The sequence below is a fragment of the Bifidobacterium sp. 7101 genome (assembly GCF_000499285.1).
GTDB lineage: Bacteria > Actinomycetota > Actinomycetes > Actinomycetales > Bifidobacteriaceae > Bombiscardovia > Bombiscardovia apis_A.
In genome coordinates this window covers 331,839-353,648 of sequence record NZ_AWUN01000001.1, presented here as the reverse complement: position 1 = coordinate 353,648, position 21,810 = coordinate 331,839, and the positions used below count along the sequence as shown (strand labels likewise).

Annotated in this window: 18 protein-coding genes; all 18 read right to left on the bottom strand. The window is 63.5% G+C overall.

Annotated features, from left to right (window positions below; translation table 11 throughout):
* Entirely contained in the window at positions 1–1,365 is a 1,365-nt protein-coding gene (locus P272_RS0101405) for a PFL family protein (protein WP_029677785.1), read from the bottom strand.
* A 10-nt stretch (positions 1,366–1,375) separates the two neighbouring features.
* Positions 1,376–1,648: an ACT domain-containing protein gene (locus P272_RS0101400; protein WP_029677784.1), complete on the bottom strand. Its 273-nt coding sequence runs from the start codon at positions 1,646–1,648 to the stop codon at positions 1,376–1,378.
* Positions 1,649–1,763: 115 nt separating this feature from the next.
* Positions 1,764–3,026, bottom strand: coding sequence for a galactokinase (gene galK / locus P272_RS0101395; RefSeq protein WP_029677783.1), 1,263 nt, complete (start codon positions 3,024–3,026; stop codon positions 1,764–1,766).
* Complete coding sequence (galT, locus tag P272_RS0101390) at positions 3,023–4,306, bottom strand: galactose-1-phosphate uridylyltransferase (RefSeq protein ID WP_029677782.1); 1,284 nt, start codon at positions 4,304–4,306, stop codon at positions 3,023–3,025. Before galT ends, galK begins: the two co-directional genes overlap by 4 nt.
* 82 nt (positions 4,307–4,388) lie before the next feature.
* Entirely contained in the window at positions 4,389–5,246 is an 858-nt protein-coding gene (locus P272_RS0101385; RefSeq protein WP_044097693.1) for a DeoR/GlpR family DNA-binding transcription regulator, read from the bottom strand.
* A gap of 218 nt (positions 5,247–5,464) precedes the next feature.
* Complete coding sequence (locus tag P272_RS0101380; RefSeq protein ID WP_029677780.1) at positions 5,465–6,208, bottom strand: polyprenol monophosphomannose synthase; 744 nt, start codon at positions 6,206–6,208, stop codon at positions 5,465–5,467.
* 8 nt (positions 6,209–6,216) lie between these two features.
* Positions 6,217–7,578 carry an NADH:flavin oxidoreductase/NADH oxidase gene (locus tag P272_RS0101375; RefSeq protein WP_029677779.1) on the bottom strand — a complete coding sequence of 454 codons (1,362 nt, stop codon included), beginning with the start codon at positions 7,576–7,578 and terminating at the stop codon, positions 6,217–6,219.
* Between the two features lie 88 nt (positions 7,579–7,666).
* A complete protein-coding gene (locus tag P272_RS0101370) occupies positions 7,667–9,952 on the bottom strand; it encodes a transglycosylase domain-containing protein (protein WP_029677778.1) in 2,286 nt (761 codons plus the stop codon).
* Positions 9,953–9,993: 41 nt separating this feature from the next.
* Positions 9,994–10,713, bottom strand: coding sequence for a Crp/Fnr family transcriptional regulator (locus P272_RS0101365; RefSeq protein WP_029677777.1), 720 nt, complete (start codon positions 10,711–10,713; stop codon positions 9,994–9,996).
* 124 nt (positions 10,714–10,837) lie between these two features.
* Positions 10,838–12,085: a lipoate--protein ligase family protein gene (locus tag P272_RS0101360; protein ID WP_155804907.1), complete on the bottom strand. Its 1,248-nt coding sequence runs from the start codon at positions 12,083–12,085 to the stop codon at positions 10,838–10,840.
* The gene (locus P272_RS09530) at positions 12,067–12,996 is read right to left on the bottom strand and encodes a TM2 domain-containing protein (RefSeq protein ID WP_253269638.1); all 930 of its coding nucleotides are present in this window, start codon (positions 12,994–12,996) and stop codon (positions 12,067–12,069) included. Before P272_RS09530 ends, P272_RS0101360 begins: the two co-directional genes overlap by 19 nt.
* A gap of 30 nt (positions 12,997–13,026) precedes the next feature.
* Positions 13,027–14,070, bottom strand: coding sequence for a 3-isopropylmalate dehydrogenase (locus P272_RS0101350; RefSeq protein WP_029677774.1), 1,044 nt, complete (start codon positions 14,068–14,070; stop codon positions 13,027–13,029).
* Between the two features lie 66 nt (positions 14,071–14,136).
* On the bottom strand, positions 14,137–16,560 hold the full coding sequence (locus P272_RS0101345; protein WP_029677773.1) for a S9 family peptidase: 2,424 nt from the start codon (positions 16,558–16,560) through the stop codon (positions 14,137–14,139).
* Positions 16,561–16,567: 7 nt separating this feature from the next.
* Entirely contained in the window at positions 16,568–17,758 is a 1,191-nt protein-coding gene (locus P272_RS0101340) for an App1 family protein (protein ID WP_029677772.1), read from the bottom strand.
* Between the two features lie 10 nt (positions 17,759–17,768).
* Positions 17,769–18,182 carry a glycine cleavage system protein GcvH gene (gene gcvH, locus P272_RS0101335; RefSeq protein WP_029677771.1) on the bottom strand — a complete coding sequence of 138 codons (414 nt, stop codon included), beginning with the start codon at positions 18,180–18,182 and terminating at the stop codon, positions 17,769–17,771.
* Between the two features lie 39 nt (positions 18,183–18,221).
* A complete protein-coding gene (locus tag P272_RS0101330; RefSeq protein WP_052323083.1) occupies positions 18,222–19,826 on the bottom strand; it encodes a L,D-transpeptidase family protein in 1,605 nt (534 codons plus the stop codon).
* An 81-nt stretch (positions 19,827–19,907) separates the two neighbouring features.
* Positions 19,908–20,945 (bottom strand): NAD(+) diphosphatase, encoded by a 1,038-nt coding sequence (nudC, locus tag P272_RS0101325; RefSeq protein WP_029677769.1) that lies wholly within the window; start codon positions 20,943–20,945, stop codon positions 19,908–19,910.
* The gene (locus P272_RS0101320; RefSeq protein ID WP_044097690.1) at positions 20,942–21,799 is read right to left on the bottom strand and encodes an alpha/beta fold hydrolase; all 858 of its coding nucleotides are present in this window, start codon (positions 21,797–21,799) and stop codon (positions 20,942–20,944) included. Before P272_RS0101320 ends, nudC begins: the two co-directional genes overlap by 4 nt.
* Positions 21,800–21,810 lie beyond the last annotated feature (11 nt).

Sequence of the window (21,810 nt, the reverse complement as noted above, 5' to 3'; positions counted from 1 at the left end):
TCAGTTCTTGAAACTGTGAATGGGCGCTGGGATGTGTCCGCCCCGGTTGACGAAGTCGGCACATGAGCGGGTATTGACAGGCACGACCGGCCCACCACCCATGAGCCCGCCGAACTCGGCCCACTCGCCCACCTGCTTGCCGATGACAGGAATGACCCTGACTGCGGTGGTCTTCTGATTGATCATGCCGATGGCCGCCTCGTCGGCGATAAGGCCGGAGATGGATTCCGCAGAAGTGTCCCCGGGGATGGGAATCATATCCAGCCCCACCGAGCAGACGCAGGTCATGGCCTCAAGCTTCTCCAGGGTCAGGCTCCCCTCTTGCGCAGCCTGGATCATGGCGGCGTCTTCGGATACGGGGATGAAGGCCCCGGACAGCCCGCCCACCGAGCTGGAGGCCATGATGCCGCCCTTCTTGACCTGATCGTTGAGGATGGCCAGGGCCGCAGTCGTCCCGGGTGCGCCCACCTGCTCCAGGCCCATGGTCTGCAGGACTTCGCCCACTGAATCTCCGACAGCAGGGGTGGGAGCCAAGGACAGGTCGATGATCCCGAATGGCACGTCCAGACGACGGCTGGCCTCCTGGGCCACGAGCTGCCCCACCCGGGTGATCTTGAAGGCCGTCCTCTTGATGGTCTCGCAGAGCTGCCCGAAGTCCGCTCCCTTGGCTGACTCCAAGGCGGTCTTGACCACGCCGGGTCCGGAGACCCCCACGTTGATGACGGCCGACCCCTGGCTGACTCCATGGAAACCACCGGCCATGAAGGGGTTATCGTCCGGAGCGTTGCAGAAGACCACCAGCTTGGTGCAGCCGGAGCTGTCCGAGTCGGCGGTGCTCTCGGCCGTGGCCTTGACGACCCGGCCCATCAGGGCTACGGCATCCATATCGATGCCCGTTCTGGTGGAGCCCACGTTGACGCTGGCGCAGACCCGTTCCGTCTGGCTCAGTGCCCTGGGCAGGGACTTGATCAGCAGCCGCTCGGCCGGGGTCATGCCCTTGCCGACCAGGGCCGAATAGCCGCCGATCAGGTTGACTCCGACCTCCTGGGCCGAGCGGTCCAAGGCCTTGGCCACGGCCACATAGTCCTCCACGGTATGGCAGGCTCCGGCAGCCACCAGGGATATGGGAGTGACGGTGATGCGTTTGTTGACGATGGGAATGCCGTATTCGCGGGCGATGGAGTCTCCAGTGGACACCAGGTCGCCGGCCAGAGAGACGATCTTGCGATGGATGTTTCTACAGAGCATGTCCACATCCCCGCTTACACAATCCAGCAGACTGATACCCATGGTGATGGTGCGCACGTCCAGGCGCTCCCGGTCGATCATATCGTTGGTCTCAAGGACCTCATCGCGTGTGATCATGGCTGCCTCCTCAGACCCGGTGCATCCTGGTGAAGATCTCCTCGCGCTGGCAACGGATGGAGACTCCGATATCCTCTCCCAAAGATTCCATCCTCTGGCTCAGCGCATCGAAATCATCCCTGCAGGCGGTGCAGTCCACAATCATCATCATGGTGAAGAAGCCATCCAGAATGGTCTGCGAAATATCCAGCACATTGATCCCCTGCTGGGAGAGGTCTGTGCAGACCTTGCCGATGATGCCGATGGCATCCTTGCCCACCACCGTGATGATCGCCTTGTCCATGACCGTCCTCCTCATCCACCTCGCCCTTGACCGGACCCCCTGAAAACCGGGACCCCGCTCCCCCAGCTTAGAGGAGCGCCGGGAGAAGCGGGGTCGTTGAGGTCTGCACTCTGATTCAGGATTCGCGCGTGGCCGCCGAGGAGGGCAGGGCGATCAGGGCTCTGGGGGCCTTGAATCCCTTGGAGGCGAATCGTTCGGCGATGTCACGGGCAAGATCGGAGCCCTTGCCGGCGTCAGCCAGGGCGATGATGGATCCGCCGAACCCGCCGCCGGTCATACGAGCCCCATAGGCCCCACCCTGACGTGCCGCGTCCACAGCCTCATCCAGCTCCGGGCAGGTGACCTCGTAGTCGTCCCTCAAGGAGTCATGGGAGGCGTTGAACAGGCGGCCGGCCAGGACGTAATCGCCCCTGCCGAAGGCCTCGATGAAGCGGTCCACCCGTCCTATCTCGCTGATGACGTGGCGGACCCGCCGACGCATGGTATCATCGGGCAGCTGCTCCAGCAGGGCAGCCAGGGCGGATGGAGGATCAGCGGCCCCATTGACCTGGTCAGCCACCTGGCGCAGGTTGGCCACCCCCAGCAGGTGTGCAGCCTGCTCACAGGTGGCCCGTCGCTGATCGTATTGGCCGTCGTTGAGCTGGTGCTGGGCCCTGGTGTCGACCACCAGCAACTCCAGGCCCGCAGCCTGCAGGTCGAAGGGAACCTGGCGCACGTTGCTCATGGCATCCAGTTCCGGCCGACAGTCCAGTCGCAGGGCGCAGCCGGATCGACACCGCATGGCGGCACTCTGATCCATGCCGCCGGTGGAGGCGCCGGCCATATCATTCTCAGCCGTGATGGCGGCCTGGATCAGCCTGACCCGACCAGCCTCGTCACCGCCCAGGCCCAGGCCGAACAGGTCATCCAGGGCCAGGGCCACTGCACAGGTCATGGCCGCCGAAGAGCTCAACCCGGACCCCACCGGCACGCAGGAGGCCAGAGCCAGATCGAACCCTTGAACCTGAGGGAAGCCGTCCCGCTGCAGGGCCCAGGCCACGCCTACCGGATAGGCCGCCCAGCCACTCACTCCCCGGGCCTGGAGCCCATCCAGGTCAGCCTGGACCGGATGCTCCGGATCCATGGTGGAAACCAAGCGGACCCGGCTGTCCATCCTGGGACTGGCGGCCACATAGGTGCGATTGGGCAGGGCGATGGGCAGGCAGAGCCCGGCGTTGTAATCCGTATGCTCGCCAATCAGATTGACCCGGCCGGGGGCACTCCAGACGCCCTGGGGGTCCCCGCCATAGACTTTTTGGAAGAGTTCGCGAGCCCTGGTCGCCCCTTGGCCGTCGGCGCCCTGGGTCCAGGCCTGTATGAATTCCACTGTCGTCGTCATTGATTCTCTCCATTCCCAAGGTCCTGGGGTCCCAGTTGGCGGAATCGGTCGGCGATTCGCTCGGGGGTGGTGTCCGACACCCAGGCAGCCATGCCCGACTCGGACCCGGCAAGATACTTGATTTTGTCCACGGCACGACGGAAGGAGAAGAACTGCAGGTTGAGCCGGTAGTCCTCCCGCCGCGGATCGTGCAGCGGAGCCTGGTGCCAGGCGGCGATGTAGGGCAGATCCATCCCCTTGCCGTCACCCTTGTCAAAGAAGGCGTTGCCCCGCTTGAGCAGGGTGGAATACATGACGGCCAGATCCCAGCGCTCCTGGTCGTTGAGCTGGTCCAGACTCAGAATTCCGTCGCGGACAGGGGCCACGTGGACCTCCAAGGGCCAGCGGGCGGCGGCGGGCACATAGGCCACCCAGGTTGCGTTGCGGAAGACGACACGTCGACCGGAGTCCAGCTCGGCCTTGAGGATGTCCGCCAAAAGGTTGCCGCCGGTGCGTTCCTTGTAGGCGGCGCACTGCCTCAACTCCTGCTCCAGCCGGGGGGCGATGAAGGGGTAGCAGTAGATCTGTCCGTGGGGGTGGGCCAGGGAGACGCCGATCTCCTGGCCGTGGTTTTCGAAGGGGAAGATCTGTTCGATGCCCTCCATGGTCGAGATCTCAGCAGTGCGGAAAGCCCAGGCCTCCACCACCGTCCGCAGACGGGAGACCGGCAGATCGGCAGGGAGGGCGTGCTCGTCAGGGTCGAAGCAGACCACCTCACAGCGTCCGTTGGCCTCGCGTACCGGCCATAGAGGGTTGCCATCCACCAGGGAGGACTGGTTGGCCGCCTGCGTATTGGGCACCTGCATCATGGAGGGGAAGCGGTTCTCGAAGACAGCCACGTTGTAGTCCACATCGGGGATTTCCCCATCCTGGTAGGGGTCTCCGGGCTTTCTGGCGGCCAGGGGGTTGCCCTTGGCGGTGGCCTGTGGACCGGCGGTAATGGGCCGGTTCATCCGGGCTGTGGCCATGGGGATCCAGTCTCCGGTCAGAGGGTCCCGGCGCATCTGCGGCGGCTGGAAGGGCACCGTCCTGCCCTCCTGATCCTGATGGGGGGCGAACCGGTCGGTCAGCGGACGAGGATCGTCCAGACGCCTGGTCCTGCGGCCAGAGACGTACTCAGGATCATCGTCCAGGTAGAAGAACCGACGCCCGTCGGCCAGCCTGGTGGGGGTGATGCGGATGTGCTCCCTGGCGTAGTCGCCGGGAACATACCGTTGGGGGACATACTGCTCTGACTTCATGCTGCTCCTTCATCGTCCGTGATGATTGACAATCCATGGCAACCCGCTATGACAACCTGCGCACCCTTGAGCAACTGGTCGATCATTGAACCTGGGCCTCGGTCCCGTCGGAGGACCCCTCTTGAGCCTGGCCTTCCTCAGGGTTGACCGGCACCAGAACCAGTCGCTTGACCAGGGACCTTGTGGCCTCGGCCGACTCCTGGTCCAGCTGGTCGTCGGTGATGACTGTGTCCACCTGGTCGAAGGAGGCGAACAGGGACAGGGAGGTGCAGCTCCACTTGGTGTGGTCGGTCAGGATGATGGTCCGGTCGGCGATGTCCATCAGGGCCATATCCGTGGCCGCCTCCAGGGAGTTGGGCATCAGGAAGCCGCGGGGTATGGAGACCGAGTGGGTCCCCAGGAAAACCGTGTTGACCCGCAGGGAGGCGATGACCTTGTCTGCAATGGGACCTACCAGGGAGTTGGACCGGGTGATGACACCGCCGGTGACGATGACCTCCACATCCTTGCTCTCCATGGCCTGGACCAGTTCGGCCACGGGTATGGAATTGGTCAACAGGGTCACGCCCGCGCACTGGCGACTCTCCAGCAGGTGCTGGGCAAAGACATAAGCCGTGGTCCCTCCCCCGATGGCGATGACGTCGCCCGGGGAGACGTAGTCGATGGCATGACGGGCGATGGTGTCCTTGAGGCCCATGTCCATCTGCGACTTGACCGAGAAGAGCGGCTCAGCCAGAAGCGAGCTGGTGGTGACGGCCCCTCCGTGGACCCTCTTGAGCAGGCCCTTGTCCGCCAGGTCGGCAATGTCACGGCGGATGGTCATGGCGGAGACCCCCAGCTCCTTGGAGAGGGCAGTTATACGGACTGCGCCACGAGTACGCAACCGGTTCAATATCAGGTGTTGGCGTTGTGACGATATCATTCGAACATTATCGCACACATTCGCCCAAATTGGCAAGCTGGCTATCGGACTGCAGTCGCCGTCACGAAGCAGGGGCGAAAAATCGACATTTTTCAGGTGCTGGAACCATTCTTCCATACATCTGAGGCCTGCCGGAGCTCTTGCAGGAATCCATCCATCAAGACGCAGTTTATCCTTCAAGGCTCAAATAACGCTGCTGGGTCGCTTATGAAAGCGAACACGAATGTGAGCCCATGTCAGTTTCGACGGGTCAACCGTTCAAGTCCCCACAGGGTCACCTGGGCCATGGCCTCCAGCACGATCCCGGCATCCATCTTCGAACTGCCGCGAACCCGCTCCACAAAGACTATAGGCACTTCGACTACGCTGACACTTATGGCCTGGACTCGACGCAGCATATCCACCTGGAAGACGTATCCGCTGGATCGAACCCTTCCCAGATCGATCCGCCTCAACACGTCCGCTCGATAGACCCGCAGGCCGGCGGTCATGTCCCTTACCGAGGACCCCAGGGCGGTGCGGGCATACCAGGATCCCGCACGGGAGATCAGATCCCGATACCAGGGCCAATGTTGAGTGCGGCCTCCGCGCACCCGGCGCGAGCCGATGACCAGGCCCGGATGTGCATGGCCTCGGGCCACTGCCAGCATCCTGGCCAGATCCTGGGGCCGATGGGATCCATCCATGTCCATCTCGCAGATCAGGTCATAGCCTTGATCCAGCGACCAACGGAACCCCTGCACGTAGGCTGGACCCAACCCGCGGCGGGCATGCCGATGGATGACGTGCACGCGAGGATTGCGACTGGCCATATCCTCGGCCAGGGCACCGGTGCCGTCCGGCGAGTTGTCGTCGACGACCAGGACATCGACCTCGGGGCAGCAATCCAAGAGCTGAGGGAGGGTCACCCCGATGTTGTCGGCCTCCTGGTAGGTGGGCATGACCACAACGGTCCCCGCTCCGCCGCGAACAACGTCCATGGCCGCTCTCAGCGTGCGATGCCGTAGGCCCCGCGCCGGTAAGGCTCAGGGTAGGGGGCCTGCTGAGCGGACAGCCCCAGTTTATAGGCGGCCCTGAGCGGCCAGTAGGGGTCGCGCAGGCTGGCTCGACCGATCTCGACCGCATCGGCCAGGCCCTTGCGCACGATCCTGTCGGCCTGCCTGGGCTTGGTGATCAGCCCCACCGCCGTGGTGGGAATCAGCACCTGGCTGCGAACCTGGTAGGAGAAAGGAACCTGGTAGTTGGGAGCGGCTGGAATCTTCACACCTGGGACCAGACCCCCGGTGGAAACATCAATCAGGTCCACCCCGTGCAGCTTGAGCACCTTGGCAGTGCGGATGGTCTCGTCCAGGCCCCATCCGCCAGTGGCCCAGTCGGTGGCGGACATGCGCACCAGCAGGGGCATCCCCGAAGGAATGACCTCGCGCACAGCATCGGTCACCTGGATCAGCAGGCGCATCCTGCCGGACAGGTCGCCCCCGTACTCGTCGTTTCGTCGGTTGATCAGGGGATCGAGGAATTGGGAGAGCAGGTAGCCGTGGGCGGCGTGTAGCTCCACTCCCAGGAAGCCAGCCTGAACGGCTCGCACGGCAGCAGAGCGGAAGTCGGCCACAATGGAGGCTATCTGAGCCCGTGAGAGCTGGACCGGGACCGCCATCCTGCCAAAGGCAATGGGGCTGGGGCCCACAGGCTGCCAGCCGCCCTCGGCCACAGGCACAGTGGCGTTGATGTAGCCCATGGAGGAGCACCCGGAGGAACCCTTGCGCCCCGAGTGGTTGAGCTGAACGATGGGCACCGCCCCAGCGGCCTTGACATCACGGACGATGCCCTGCCAGGCCCTGGTCTGCTCGTCGTTCCACAGTCCCACATCGCAGGGCGAGATCCGCCCCTGGGGATTGACGGCAGTGGCCTCCCCGATGACGACTCCGAAGCCGCCCAGGGCCCGGGACACATAGTGCTGGTAGTGGAAGTTGGTAGGAACCCCGTCGTGCCGCAGGGCCGAATAGGTGTCCATGGGCGGCATCCAGATCCTGTTGCGGATATGCTGGTCGCGCAGTTCCATGGGCTGGAAGAGCGCAGGCAGAGCCATCTCATGCCTTCTGCCTGATTTTGATTTCCCAGCCTTTTTGACCCTCTTGTCTTTCTTGCCCTTCTTGGCCGATTTGACCCCCTTGACAGCCTTGCCAGCCTTTTTCTTTCCGTCAGCGGCACCCGGCTCGAAGGGCCAGATCGGTTTGGACACATCCAGCCTGCCAGAGCCGCTCACCGGCCCCGGCATCGCCTGATCCTCCTTGACCCGGCCGTCGGCCTGAGGGGCCTTGTCATCCAGCTCTGAATATTCCTGGACCATCAGTTCCTGCCTCTCCCGGCGGGCGGCCGCACCCCTCGTGGTCCGCCCGTTGACGAATCCCTCATGGTCTCCATTGTAGGCACAGGCCCTAGTCCTCCGGCGAATCCACCGTCTGCGACTGGTCCTGACTGGTCCCCTGGTTGCCCTGTTGTTCCCCTTGGCTGTGACGGTAGGTCTGCCGCTGTCTGCCCGAGGACCGTTGCTGGGACGGCTGAGACAGCTGAGGCTGCTGGACCCCGCCGGTGAACCGGGGATCGGGATTGCCATAGGAGTTGTCCGGCTGGATATTGGCTGCGGCCAGGTAGGTGTTCATGAAGTCCTTCCAGGCCGGGGTGGCGATATACATGCCGTACCAGGTGTGCATGGACCGTCCGTTGATGGTCCTGTTGGTGAAGGAGACCTGACCCTCCGCATTGCCCACGGTGACGAAGGCGGCAACCTGGGGCACGAATCCGCCGGTCAGCATGTACTTGTCCTCGTGGGTGCCGGTCTTGGCAAAGGTCTTGCGTCCCCCGTCCAGCTGGGTCGTGGACGCCTCGCCTCCGGGCTGGACGACGCCTTGGTTGAGTGCGTAGGCGGCGGTCTCGGCGATGCCCGGATCGATGGCCTGATGGCAGTTGGCCTTGGGGACCTTGACGGACTTGCCGTTCTTGTCGATCACCTTGGTCATGGCTATGGGGCTGCAGGCCACGCCCTTGGCGGCGATGGTGGCATAGACGTTGGCCATGGTCAGCGGGGAGGCCTGGACCGCACCGATGACCATGGGCGGCTGGAAGGTGTTGACCGAGTGGATGTCCATCTGGTCCTTGGGCGAATTGTGGTAGCCCATCTCCTTGGCAGTATCGGCTATGGTGCACAGACCGATCTGCTGGGCCATGGAGGCCTGGGTGGTGTTGTGCGAGCGCACCAGACCCTGTAGGGGGGTCTCCGGCGAAGTGGTGCCGCCGCCGGAGTTCTCCACATGCCAACTGCCGGTGCCGAACCCGTAGGGGGTACCGTCCGCCATCTTGCAGGCGAAGGAGGTCTGCGGGTAGCTGGTGGAGGTGCGCAGGGACTGGTTGATGGATTTGCCGGCCTTCATCCAGGACACCAGGTTGATGGGCTTCCAGGTGGACCCCACAGGGAAGCCCCAGCCGCCGCCGTCGACCTGATCCACTGCATAGTTGATGGCCGTGCGGGTGCCGCCGCCCGAGTTCTGGGTGGCATCGTAGATGCGGTTGATGCCGAAGCCCAGGACCTCGCCGGTGCCCGGACGGATGGAGGCTATCGTGACCTCGAAGCCGCTTCGATCATCCACGGGGATGGTGTCCCGGGCCGCCTTCATGGCTGCTGCGTTGGCGTTGACATCCATGGTGGTGTAAATATCCAGGCCGCCCTCCTTGAGAAGCTTGTTGCGCTCCTCCTGGCTCTTGCCGAACTCCTTGGAGTTGAGGATCTGCTTGGTCACGTAATCGCAGAAGAAGGCGGCGTCTCCAGCCGCCTGGCATCCGGCATCGACCGACTGCACGTGCAGCATCTGGTCCAGAGGCTTGGCCTTGTTCTCGTCATACTGGCGCTGGGTAATGTAGTTCTCCTGGCGCATCAGGTCCAGAACGATGTCCCGCTGCTCCTGGGAGGCCTTGACATTGACCGTTGGATCGAAGCGGGCGGGATTCTTGGTCACGGCGGCGATGGTGGCTGCTTCGCCCGGATCCAGGTCCTTGGCCGACTTGCTGAAGTAGCGCCTGGCTGCCGACTCAACCCCGTAGACGTTGGTGCCGAACTGGGCTATATTCAAATATCCTTGAAGAATCTCGGCCTTGGAGTACTTCTTCTCCATCTGCACCGCGATCAGCATCTCCCGCATCTTGCGGGCTATGGTCTCCTCCTGGGCGTGGTACTCGGCGATGGGGTCGTTGTTCTCCTCAGCCTGGCTCATGAGCACGTTTTTGACATACTGCTGGGTCAGGGAGGAGCCGCCCTGGGTGTCACCCTGCTTGATGTAGGTCTGAATGAAAGCCCTGAGCACGCCCTGGGTGTCCACGCCGGCATGCTCGAAGAAACGACGGTCCTCGCGGGCCACCACGGCCTTCTGCATGTAGTCGGAGACGTCCTTGATGGGCACCACGATCCTGTTCTGCGCATAGAAGGTGGCGATGACCGTATGCCCGTCGGAGGCGTAGAGGCGGGACTGCTGGGGCAGATCGTTGACGTTGAAGTCGATATTGTCCGTCTTCAGGGCAGGCATCAGATTCCTGGAGGCGGCGTTGATGCCGAAGACAGCGGGGAACAGGAAACCAGAGACCACCACGCCACCTGCGACGCAGAAGATAAGGTAAGCCAGCAGCAGCGTGAAGAAGCGCCTGACCGACATGGATTTCTTTTGTTCGGGCATGGTCTCCATCCTAGGCCGTCGGCTCTACCGAACAGTGGCGTTCACATACGCGAGCGTCGAATCAGCGGACCGGGCTGGAAAATGATGATGGTGCGGCCCTTGCGAGAGATCCATCCCCGGTTGGAGAAGTCCATCAGGGCCTTGTTGACGGTCTCGCGTGAGGCACCGACCAGCTGGGCCAGCTCCTCCTGAGTCAGATCATAAGGGACCATCAGCCCCTGCTCAAAGGGTTCGCCGAAGCGTGTGGCCAGATCCAGCAGGGTCTTGGCCAGGCGGGCCGGCACGTCCAGGAAGACCAGGTCGGAGATCCGCTCGTTGTCGGTCCGCAGGCGGTGGGCCAGTACCTGAAGCATGTCCACAGCCACCTTGGGATGCTGGTTGAGCCAGTCGAAGAGCGTATCGTGATCCAAGGCAGCCACCTTGGTCTTGTTGACCATGACCACGGCCGAGGCGGTACGAGGCCCGCCGGAGGGATCGAAGACGGGAATCTCGCCCAGGATCTCCCCGCGCCCGTGGATGCTGAGCAACTGGATGCGGCGGTCAGGCGACTGGCGGACCAGCTTGACCCGGCCCTCCTCCAGCAGATACATGCGGTGATCGGTATCCCCCTGTCGAAAGACCGTGGACCCCTTGGCGTAAGTGGACTCATGCATGCTGTCCAAAAGCTGGTCGGCATCCTGCCGGGGCACTTGTTTGAAGAGGGCGGTCTGCCTGAGGGCGTTCCCGTCATCGGGAATCTCGTTGGGCTTGTGAACCGCCATACTCCGCACTCCTTTTCGCCATGTCTGGCGGGTCTGCACCGACTCACGCATGGTTGATGACCTCACGCCGGGTTCGACGCGACTGAGCACGATTATACCCACACACATCAACCCCCCTTCCCGGTCAGGCGATCTGGGCGGTCCACTCCTCACGGCCGTAGCGCTGCCCGACCAGAGTGCGGGCCCGTTGCTCGACCCCGGGCGCTGGTCTGGATATGCGCAGATCCGCCACCAGGGAGGGCAGGGTGTCCAGGAGGGCATCGATCAGGGATTGGCGGGACAGACTGGTCTGCCTGTCGATGGGGTCCACCCGGCTTCTGACCGAGGTCACGGCCTTGTCATGGAATTTTTCCGGGTCCACGTTGAGCACCTGGGCCATCAGATCAGCATCCACCGAATAAGAAAGCGTGGTGTGGTGGAGCAGCCCGCCCGGCCCGCGGGAGCCTGCTGGCAACCTGCGCTGGGCGGCGCCACCCATCTTGCCCCTTGGGGAGGCGATGTCATTCATGCCCTGCCAGCCGGCCTGAACCCCCTGTATGCGTAGACCACGAACCAGCCAATAGTCGCAAATACGGTAGGAGTCGATCAGGTCGGCCCCTTTCACGAAATCCAAAGGCAGATAAAGGGAATACGTAATGGCTCGTTCAGGCTGAATGACCATGGTGCCTCCCCCCGTGCAGCGGCGGACCAGGGTAAAGCCCAGACTGCGTGCCCGCTCGACGTGGACCTCTTGGCTCAGGGACTGGAAACGCCCCAGGATCACCGCCGGCGCCGCCCAGTTCCAGATGCGCAGGGTGGGTGGCAACTGGCCCTGGGCCACGGCATCATTGAGAGCCTGGTCCATGGCCATCTGCATGACCGGCTGACGTGGACGGTCCCTGATCAGGTCCAGCTTCAGGCCAGACCAACGACGGCGGCACTCGGCCTCATCCGGCTGAGACTGCCTGGAATGTGTCCTGTCCGGTGCCGACGGCAGTTGGTCGGACTCCCCTTGTCCGTCAATGACCAGTCCATCCGGCAGGGCACGCTCCAGCGCGGTCACCAGGGTCCAAGGGGACACACCGACTACCCGTTGGCCATCCCCTTCTGCCATGACCCTGTCCAGCCTCTCCAGAGCCAGACCGGGGTCCAGGGGCAACGGGAGGCCACAGATTGCGGACTCCAGCCGGGATACCGGCCCATGATTCCCTTCGGATTCCTGAGAGGCTGCCGGGGCTGGCTCCGTGAAGAAATCGCCGTCAATCCTGCATGAGGCGATAAACGGACAGGTGTCGGATCCCTGGCCCAGAGTCAGGGTTACGGCCGCCAGTTTGCCGCCCATCTGCTTGCCGACGCCGCGCAGATGGGCCGGATTCAATCCGTCAGCTCCCATCCGCGAGCATCACGATGCCAGAAGGAACCAGTAGAGGATGTCAGAGTCAGGATGCCTTCGATCAGCCCCCAAATCACGGATATGGTCGGCCCAATGAAGAAGAAGGGAAAGCCGATCAGGGTTAGCATGAGCTGAGCCACGCCACGGCCGGTCCTGCCCAGGTAGAAGTTGCCCACGCCGAAGCAGCCCAGGAAGATGCTGAGCAGACCGGCTGCCAACTTGTTGTGCGGGGTGGGTGAAATGGGATAGGGACCCCTGCCGTTGGGCATGCCAGGATAGGGCCAGGGCATGGAGGACTGCGGTGGATACTGCCCGCCAGGATACTGAGTGCCGGGATACTGAGTGCCGGGATACGGGCCCGCCGGGTATTGATTGCCCGGATACCCACCCTGGGGGTATTGGCCAGCCGGATACTGGCTGGGATAGCCTGGTCCGGGCTGATATGGCCTTTGAGGATTCTGACTGCCAGGATACTGCCCACCCGGATACCGTCCATCGGAATACGGACCAGCAGGATATTGCTGACCAGCTGGATAACCGGCAGTCGGGTACTGACTGGGCCGGTAGGGTCCTGTCTGATAGACCCCTGGATATTGACCGCCGTACTGAGGGGCGAACGGATATCCGGCATTGGACCTCTGCCCCGTCGGGTACCCATTTTGGGGATACTGGCTACTGGGATATTGACCGGTCTGATAAGGATTCTGATTCCCGACGCCGGCATCATGGCCAGTCGGGTAGCCCGGGGCCTGCCACTGTCCATCGGCTGCTCCAGCAGGAGCATCCCCACCGGCAGGCCCCCGATGCTCGGGCGGTACCTGTGGGGACGGAGAGGGGCCGAAACCAGGATTCCCTGTCGGCGTATCGCTGGACTGCCGGTCGTCCGGCTGGGGGGCATCATCCATAGTCATGCCCTCCAGTCTAGCCGCTGTCAAGCCCAATCACAGCCGGGCCAGAATATCCCTGCCGATCTGCTCGGTGCTCCTCTGGGCGGAGCCGGAGCGCTCGATGTCGTCCTCCACAGCCCGCTCAATGCTGGCCGCTTCGTCCTCAAAGCCCAGATGATCCAGGAGCATTCCGGCCGAGAGGATGGCCGCCGTGGGGTTGGCGATTCCCTTGCCGGCTATGTCAGGAGCGGATCCGTGGATGGGTTCGAACATGGACGGGTAGGTGCCCGAGGCGTTGATGCAGCCGGAGGCCGAGTAACCCACGCCTCCTACCACAGCTCCCGCCTCGTCCGTGAGGATGTCACCGAAGAGGTTGTCGGTCACGATCACATCGAAGCGGCTGGGCTCGGTCACCATGAATATGGTGGAGGCGTCGATGTGCAGGTACTCGCGCTCCACATCGGGATACTCCTGGCCCACCTGGTCGACCAACCGCTGCCACATGTCTCCCGCATTGGTCAGCACGTTCTTCTTATGGACCAGGGTCAGACGGCGGCGACGTTTCATGGCCAGCTGGAAGGCATAGCGGATGACCCTTTCCGCCCCGTAGGCCGTGTTGATGGAAACCTCGGTGGCCACCTCCTGGGGGGTGCCCCGGCGAATTGAGCCACCGGCCCCAGCGTAGAGCCCTTCGGTGCCCTCACGCACGACCACGAAGTCGATGTCGCCCGGATTGGCCAGGGGCGACACCACACCCTTGTAAAGCTTGGAAGGCCTCAGATTGACATACTGGTCCAACTCGAAACGCATTTTGAGCAGCAGTCCCCGCTCCAGGATGCCAGCCTTGATGCGGGGGTCGCCGATGGCCCCCAAAAGAATGGCGTCCTGCTGCTTGAGCCGGTCCAGATCCTCATCGGGCAGAACGGCTCCATCACGCAGGTAGCGCTCAGCGCCCAGGTCGAAGTCCTCGTAGCGAATGTCTGCCTTGCCCCGGGTCACCTTTTCCAGGACGGCCTGAGCCTGGGGAACGATCTCCTTGCCGATGCCGTCACCGGCAATGACCGCAATGTGATATGTTTTCTGCTTGCTATTTGTCATACCCCGAGCATAACGAGCCAACCAAGCCCCTTTCACGACCCCGACCGAATCCCGGACAGACCGGAATCAGCGGCTTGCGGGGACCATGATGGACAGGCACCAGGCGTTCTCGAAGGCCAGTTCCTCCCACTGCCGGTAGCGTCCGCTTATGCCCCCGTGCCCTGCCTGGACCTCGATCCTGATGAGCGCGTCGACCCCCACCTGCGGCTCCTGCAGCCTGGCCACCCACTTGAGCGGTTCCACGTAGAGCACGCGGGTGTCGTTCATGGAGGTGGTCACCAGGATGGCGGGGAAGTGGTCGCTGCCGAAGAGCCGGCGCCTACGATCAGCGTCAGGAACATTCTCGTAGGGCGAGTAGGAGCGCATATACCGGTAGACCTTCTGGTCATGCAGAGGGTCTCCCCACTCATCCCATTCAGTCACGGTCAGCGGCAGATTCGGATCCAGGATGCTGGTCAGCGCGTCCACGAAGGGCACGTCCGCCTCGATGCCGGCATAGAGCTGTGGAGCCATATTGGCCACGGCCCCCATCAACAGGCCACCTGCCGACCCGCCATTGGCCACGGTATGACGTGGATCCGCCCAGCCCTGATCCTGCAGTGCGGCGGTCACATCAATGAAGTCCAGGAAGGTATTGACCTTGCGCAGCCGACGACCCTGCTCGTACCAGGCACGGCCCATCTCCCCGCCGCCGCGCACATGGGGGACGGCATAGAGCACACCTCGGTCAAGCAGGCTGAGCCGACCTGTGGAGAAACCGGGGTCCTGGCTGATCTCGTAGGCTCCATACCCGGTGATGAACATGGGAGCAGGCTTGTCCGGATCCTGGTCCGGCCAGGGACGGCGCTCGGGATGGCCGGGGGCCTGGATGACCGTGTCATCGGGCCCGGTCTTTCCGCATGCGTCCAGCGCCGGATGCATGCCCCGCCGCCAGACCAGAGAGACCGGCACCAGGGCCCCATCCCTGACGCGGACCAGAATTCGACGCTCGGCATAGCGCTCAGGTCTAAAGTCGCCCAGAACGCGGGCCCGCTTGAGCAATCGGTCCACGCCCCTGACCGGATCCAGCTCCCGCAGCTCAGCCGGGGTTCCATAGCTGCCCCGGATGTAGCGCAGCCCAGGGGCCTGGTAGGAGGGGTTGTCTGTGGGACCGATGCTGTAGAGACGGTCAATGCCGTCCCTGGCCTGATCGGGCAGGACCTCACGGAAGCGCCAGGGTCGGCCCGCCCGCAGATCCTCCAATGCCTGGTCCTTGGCGATGACAGCCATATGGGGCAGGCTGTCAGCCCGGTAGGTCAGGACCACGAAGCTGCGGTGGATGCCCAGCCCCTCGATGCCCAGCCCGCGAGCGCCTTGGAGTATGGCCGGATTGCCCGGATCCCGATAGGGCTTCTCGGGCGGCAGGGAGGCCAGGTCTCCGGAGCGCTCGCAGCCGTAGGGACTGCCTTGGACCAACCGCACCCCTTCTCCAAGACGGAAGGGCGGACGGTGGCTGCGCAGGTCAATCAGATCCACCTCGAAGTTGGGGTTGTTCACATTGTGGTAGACCACGGCCACCGGCAGGTCCTCCCCCGCCGGACCGGCATTTTCGAACCGGGCCAGGCTGATGTCGTACTCAATCCCCTCCTTGCGGGGGATCAAGGGCACAAACTCGCCCTGCGGATCCTTCAGGTCCAGCATGAGCACCTCACTGGTGGTCTTGGACCCGGTGGCAATCAGCATGGCGGATTCGTCGTAGCTGAGTCCCAGCCCCACCCAGAAGCGCTCATCGTCCTCCTTGTAGACCATGACATCCTGGTCGGCCGAAGTGCCCACCTTATGCCGCCAGACCGTGTCCGGACGCCAGGCCTTATCCAGGCCGGTGTAGAAGACCCAGCGTCCGTCGGGGGTCAGCACCGCCCCTGAGGAGACCTGGTCGATCCGATCAGGCAGGTCTCGACCGTCTTTCAGATCCCGGATGCGCAGGTCGTAGCGCTCATTGCCCCTGGTGTCCAGTCCATAGAGCATCCACCGGCCGTCGGCGCTCAGGTCCAGGCATCCCAGAGAGAAAAAGTCATGCCCCTTGGCCTCGGCGTTGGCGTCGAAGATGACCTCCTCGCCCGGCATGGAACCAGGCGCCGCATCGGCTTTAACAGCAGGAGGGTCCCAGTCATCCTGGTCGCGCACCGGCAGGCGGCACTGCACCCCATACTCCTGGCCCTTGAGCGTCCGGGAGAAATACCAGTATCCATGCATCCGGGTGGGCACCGACATGTCGGTCTGCTGTACCCGGTCGGTGAACTCCTTGAGCAGGGTGGCCCGCAAACCCTCCTGACCGGCAAGCCGTTCCTGGCAGTAACGGTTCTGGTCACGCACGTAGGACTTGGTGGCAGGATCCACCCGGTTGCGCATCCACTCGTAGGGATCTTCGAAGTGATCCCCATGGAAGCATCGATCAGTGGGACGGCGTTGTGCACGAGGAGGCGCGGAATTGACGGCCGAAAAACTCATGGGGCGATTATATTCGGGCGCGACGACGCAGATAGGGCAGCAGGGTTCGCATCAGATTGGCACCCGTGGTCCCGTAGAAGACCGGCACCTGCGTCACCGGTACCGGTTGTGTGGCAGTCCGCTTGACCAAGGTTCCCAGCCCGGTCTCCTGGGGGCTCAACTGACGGATGCCGATGGCCAGGACCCGTCCCGGATACTGCCGCACCACCTGGGCGAATGTGGAGGGATCGCTCTGCCCATCGTCGCCCATGAGCACGAAGCGCATCTTGGGAAAGTCGGCCATGAGCTGGCGGATAAACTCCATCTTGTGCTGCACGATGGAGGGCACGAAGGTCTTGGGTCTAGGATCCAGGTCCCGCAGCAACAGGGGGCCGGCCGGAAAGCCGTGGTCGCGAATGAAGCCGCGTATGGATCCCTCCACATTCCAGGGCGAGGCCGACAGATAGAAGAAGGGTATCCGGGGGTCCAGGTCACGGATACGGTTGTAGAGCACGGCCATGCCCGGCACCGAGGCCCGGCGATGTGGATCTGACAGGAGCAGGTTCCAGGCAGCCTTCCAATGATTGGGCACCTGGCTGATCATGATGGTGTCGTCCACGTCGGATATGACGCCGACAGGGGTCTGACCGGGCACGATGTATAAAGGAGCGTCCACCGGCCGGCGGCCCCGCACCTGGTAGGAGACCCGGTGCACGCCTGGGGTCAGTCGATGCTCGGCCACCAGATCCAGGTAGCCCGACCGGTCGGAAAAGACCGCATCCGCACTCAGGCTGCGACTGGGATCGACGGCATCGTAGACCGCGGAGTCTCCCACCTGGACCCTCCCGATGGCCGTGCTGTCGATGGCCAGCCTGACCCTGGTCCTGGGTGCGGGTACGGTCAGCAGACCGCGGATGCCACGTATGGCCGGATCCTCACGTCTGCGCCCGTCGGTCAGAATGGTACGGCAGACCAGCCGGGAGTAGGACTCGGTACCGTAGCCCACGTATGGTTGAACGTCGGCCGACCAGCCCAGACGCCCGGTCATATTGATGGACAGCCCTACCCAAAGGTCGAAAGCGCCAGTAATCAGCCGCCTCAGCAGGCGGACCGGGGCCGGCCTGCTCTCGATGCCCTCCCCGGGCGCAGCTGAATCGAAGGTGGTGCTGACCGAATGGACCCGTAAGAGGTCTTCATTGCGGCCGGATCGCCTTGTCATAACCGGACCGTCAGTTCAGGGTCTTCAGCAGCTGACCGTACTCCTCGGCGCTCATCAGATCGGGCTCATCGTCCTCCAGGTCGATCTTGGCTATCCAACCTTCCCCATAGGGATCGGAGTTGATGACCTCAGGATCGTCCGAGGCTGCCCTGTTGACGTAGGCGATGGTGCCTGCCACCGGGCAGACCACCGGCTCAACTGCCTTGGAGGACTCCAGCTCGATGACCTCATCGCCGGCATCGACGTGGGTGCCAGTCTCGGGCAGGTCCAGAAAAACCAGGTCTCCCAGCTGGTCAGCCGCATATTCGGTCACGCCCATGGGCGCCGGGGATTGGCTGGGGTCGATCCAGACATGATCCTGGGAATACCGCAGGTGTTCGGGCACATCCAGGCGGGAGGTTCCATCACTGTGTTCATCGCTCATGGTTCCAGCCTACTCGACCGTCTGTCAGAGCAAGTGCTCCTAGCGGGCCGGACCCGACGGAACCTGCCCTTCCACCTTGACCATGGTTCCGATGGGGGCGTTGTCGAAGATCCACTTGGCGTCCTGCTCATACATGTTGATGCAGCCGTGGGATCCGTATTGGGCAGGGTCTCCCTTGGCGATGCCGGCAGAGTTCCAGCTGGCCGTATGGAAGCCCTCGCTGCCGTTGTAGTAGGACACCCATTTGACATTGGGAGTGACGTAACCCTGCCCACGCATGGTCTGGACCGCGTAGCGCACATTGATGAAGAAGGTGCCGGTGTCGGACCATTTCCCGTTATCAGGCTTGCCTGAGCATATGGGGAAGGTCTTGACCTGGGTGGTGCCGTGGTAGGCGGTGGCGGTCTGGTCACTGAGGTTGACCTGAATCCAGATGTCGCCGTCGGGCACATCGTAGCGGGCCACCCTGGTCTGCTCCTTGTGGGGCGTGATCTCGGCGCTCGCTTGGACCGGATTCGTGTCGCCCTCTTCCAGGGCCTTGACGACCAGGTCCGCCGTGGCGGACACATCCGTGACCCGGACACCGTCCACTCCCTTGGTGGTCTCGGCCACCACATCACCCTTGGTGTTCTTGACGTTGACGGCGGTGACCATATCCCGGTCCAGCTGCCGGGCCAGCTCCTGGTCCAGATACTGCTTGATGGCCTGCCGATCAAAGCCCAGCTCCATGGTCCCCTTGTCAAGATCGGTGACCGGTTTGACCCAGGTGGCCACTGTTGCCGCCGGGACGGTCATGAGATCATCATCAGCACCCTTGATGACCAGGTCCTTGGCCAGTCGTTGGTTGGCTTGAGAGGCCACCTGATTGGCGGTGTCCAGGCTGATGGGCATGGTCACGTCCTTGTAGACCACCCCTACGGCCAGACGCCTTCCAGGTTTGTCTATCAAGGATGAGACGGCATCCTGCACGCGGCCCAGCTCAGGCGCCTTGCCTCCACGACCCTCCTGGGGCCGGAAGGCGTGTGCACCCTGATCAAAAACGATGGTGGAAGGAACGGAACGATCCTGGCGGGGAATGAACCGTTCAGTCAGATATTTGTCCATGGCCAGCTGATCCCGCTCGGCCACCAGCGGCACCGCCTCACCATGGAAGGGGTTCAGCCGGGAGAGGCCTGCAGAGCCCTTGGCGTTCATGATCTTGGTGACCGTGGCATCCGAATCCACGCTTACGCCCAGGTCCTTCAGTCCTGCCCGGGCAGAGGTGCCTTCACCCTTGAGTTCCACCTGGGAGTCACGAACCTGCCGATCGACGATCTGCCTGACCTGGTCCTTGGTCCGACCCATCATGACCTGCCCGCCCAGGGTGACGCCGGGGGCCACCCGATCACGGAAGAAGGCGCGGACGCCAAACCAGCAACCCACCAGAATCAGCACAGCCAGAAGCAGCAGGGCCAGGATGGTGCGTCCTCGATGGCCGGTCGAAGGAGCCTTGTGGGCGGCACCTGCCCCGAAAGCCCGCTCTGCCTCTTCGTCGGCGAACAGGTCCACAGGGTCAGGCCCCTCCCCGATCGTCGGCGGCATGGTCACTGTTTCGGCCTGGTCGACATCCGAGATACGAGGCTCTTCTTGCCCCTCCATGGCCATAACACACCTTTCGCTGCTGACAGTTCCTTGAAATATCTTACGACGAGACCAGGTCCTGGGGCGCAACACCACTCGGATGAATCAGAGCTCGCTGCCGTACCACTGCTCAATCATATGCCTGGCCACACTGGCCGCCTGGGGTATGCGCAACCGGCCCGAGGCCAGAGCGGCGCTGAATTCCTCCCGTGTGAACCAGTCGGCCTCATCGGTCTCCTGACCGTCCACCCGGATGTCCGTATCCAGGGATCTGGCTCTGAAGGCCACCATCAGGGAGGCTGGGAAGGGCCAGGGCTGGGAGCCCAGGTACCGCATCTCCCCCAGGTTCAGGCCCACCTCTTCCAGTGTCTCCCGCCGGACTGCATGCTCCAGGTTCTCCCCAGCCTCGACGAATCCGGCAGTGACCGAACGAAAGCCGGAAGGCCACTTCTGGTTGTGCTGGAGCAGGAGCCGATCGCGGCCATCCACCACGGCCATGATCACTGCGGGTTCGATGCGGGGAAAGAGCGTGTGTTGGTCCCCTGATTCATCCCCCTGGCAGATTTGGGCCCATCCGGCCTGGCAGGGATGGACCGGCGCGCCGCAGTGGGGGCAGAAAGCCTGACGTCCATGCCATACGGACAGGGCGACTGCGCAGGTTGCCAGGCCCACCTGACGCGGACGGCCATGAGGGGCATACTCCCGCAGGCCAAGCCAGTCGAAGCGCTGATCCGCAGCCTGAGCCAGATCACGAAGAGGGTCCTGAACAGCCCGACCGGTGCAGGCAAGATCCAGATCCAGGGCCAGCCAGGCCTGCTGGTCGGCCTTCCCAAGGTAGTAGCAGGGCGGCTCGAACTGGTCTGCCGAGCCTGTCAGAGGACCCCGCAAGTATGCAGCAGGCAGGGTGGCCAGACGGATGCTGGCTCCAGTGCGACCAGCCAGCGCCCCCTTGCCCTTGGGCACAGCCACCTTCTCGCCCCGCACCAGGATGACCCCAGTGCCGTCCTGGTCCAGCAATTGGTCAAGCAGGCCGGGCTGCTGCCGCCCTACCGTGTCGTAGTCCACATCCCCCTGAGCCAGGGGCAGAAAGGGCAGGGGCTCGGTAAGGGCCAGCGGGGAGAAGACCGTCTCCGAATCGCTCATGAGAGCCTCCCTACACGATGAACCAGATCCAGCAGGGCCTTGGCCACCTGATTCGGATGCTCGACGGCGCTGAAGTGGCCGCAGTCGTCAATGGCAGTAAAGGTAACGTCAGCGCCGGCCTGACGCATGGCCTGAGCCAGAGGCTCCATGGCGCGTGGGGGACTGGAGGGATCGCAGCGGCCGCTGACCAGGGCCACGGGAACTCTGATGCGGCCGACCAGATCGCTCTGATCCGGGCGACCCGCAGCCATCCGCTCCCGCCAGGCGATGCCCCGGGGATCCTGGGACTGTATCCATTCGGTCATGGTCTGCACGAAGGCGGGCGAACGCTTGACCGTGGAATCACCCTCCTGGGGCCTGGCGAAGTGCATGACCGGATCAAGCGTCCCCTCCTCCTCGCAGGTTCGGGCGATCTGCAGCCGCCTGGCCCGGGAGGCCGGACGGTCAGCCATCATGGTGGTGTCGCACAGGGCCAGACCGGCCACCATCAGCGGGTAAAGCCTGGCTACGGCCTCGACCAGGTAGCCTCCCATGGAAAGTCCGACCCAGATGGCCTTCTGCGCCCCCGTGGCGGCAATCATTTCCACAAAGGCTCGAGCCATAGCATCCAGCGCACTCGGCAGGGCACCGTCAGAGTCTGCCGGGCCGCAGGATGCCGGCCCGGGCAAGAGGCAATCGCCTGCACCGGGCATATCCGGGGCATAGACCGGGAAGGGGGTCATACCCACACGATCCGACTGGGCGATCAGTGAGGCCGCGCACCGATCCCACATGCGGTGGTCCACAGGGAAGGCATGGACCAGTACCAGGGGCAGCCCCTCTCCCTGGCGATATACGGTATTGACAATGCTCATGCCCGCCTCCA

Bases quoted from the DNA above. Each gene is read 5' to 3' on its own strand.
- P272_RS0101375 (WP_029677779.1), bottom strand. From the start codon at position 7,578: ATGGTCCAGGAATATTCAGAGCTGGATGACAAGGCCCCTCAGGCCGAC.
- P272_RS0101400 (WP_029677784.1), bottom strand. From the start codon at position 1,648: ATGGACAAGGCGATCATCACGGTGGTGGGCAAGGATGCCATCGGCATC.
- nudC (WP_029677769.1), bottom strand. From the start codon at position 20,945: ATGAGCGATTCGGAGACGGTCTTCTCCCCGCTGGCCCTTACCGAGCCC.
- P272_RS0101405 (WP_029677785.1), bottom strand. From the start codon at position 1,365: ATGATCACACGCGATGAGGTCCTTGAGACCAACGATATGATCGACCGG.
- galT (WP_029677782.1), bottom strand. From the start codon at position 4,306: ATGAAGTCAGAGCAGTATGTCCCCCAACGGTATGTTCCCGGCGACTAC.
- P272_RS0101350 (WP_029677774.1), bottom strand. From the start codon at position 14,070: ATGACAAATAGCAAGCAGAAAACATATCACATTGCGGTCATTGCCGGT.
- P272_RS0101330 (WP_052323083.1), bottom strand. From the start codon at position 19,826: ATGGCCATGGAGGGGCAAGAAGAGCCTCGTATCTCGGATGTCGACCAG.
- P272_RS0101370 (WP_029677778.1), bottom strand. From the start codon at position 9,952: ATGCCCGAACAAAAGAAATCCATGTCGGTCAGGCGCTTCTTCACGCTG.
- gcvH (WP_029677771.1), bottom strand. From the start codon at position 18,182: ATGAGCGATGAACACAGTGATGGAACCTCCCGCCTGGATGTGCCCGAA.
- P272_RS0101380 (WP_029677780.1), bottom strand. From the start codon at position 6,208: ATGGACGTTGTTCGCGGCGGAGCGGGGACCGTTGTGGTCATGCCCACC.
- P272_RS0101320 (WP_044097690.1), bottom strand. From the start codon at position 21,799: ATGAGCATTGTCAATACCGTATATCGCCAGGGAGAGGGGCTGCCCCTG.
- P272_RS0101365 (WP_029677777.1), bottom strand. From the start codon at position 10,713: ATGGCGGTTCACAAGCCCAACGAGATTCCCGATGACGGGAACGCCCTC.
- P272_RS0101360 (WP_155804907.1), bottom strand. From the start codon at position 12,085: ATGGGAGCTGACGGATTGAATCCGGCCCATCTGCGCGGCGTCGGCAAG.
- galK (WP_029677783.1), bottom strand. From the start codon at position 3,026: ATGACGACGACAGTGGAATTCATACAGGCCTGGACCCAGGGCGCCGAC.
- P272_RS09530 (WP_253269638.1), bottom strand. From the start codon at position 12,996: ATGACTATGGATGATGCCCCCCAGCCGGACGACCGGCAGTCCAGCGAT.
- P272_RS0101345 (WP_029677773.1), bottom strand. From the start codon at position 16,560: ATGAGTTTTTCGGCCGTCAATTCCGCGCCTCCTCGTGCACAACGCCGT.
- P272_RS0101340 (WP_029677772.1), bottom strand. From the start codon at position 17,758: ATGACAAGGCGATCCGGCCGCAATGAAGACCTCTTACGGGTCCATTCG.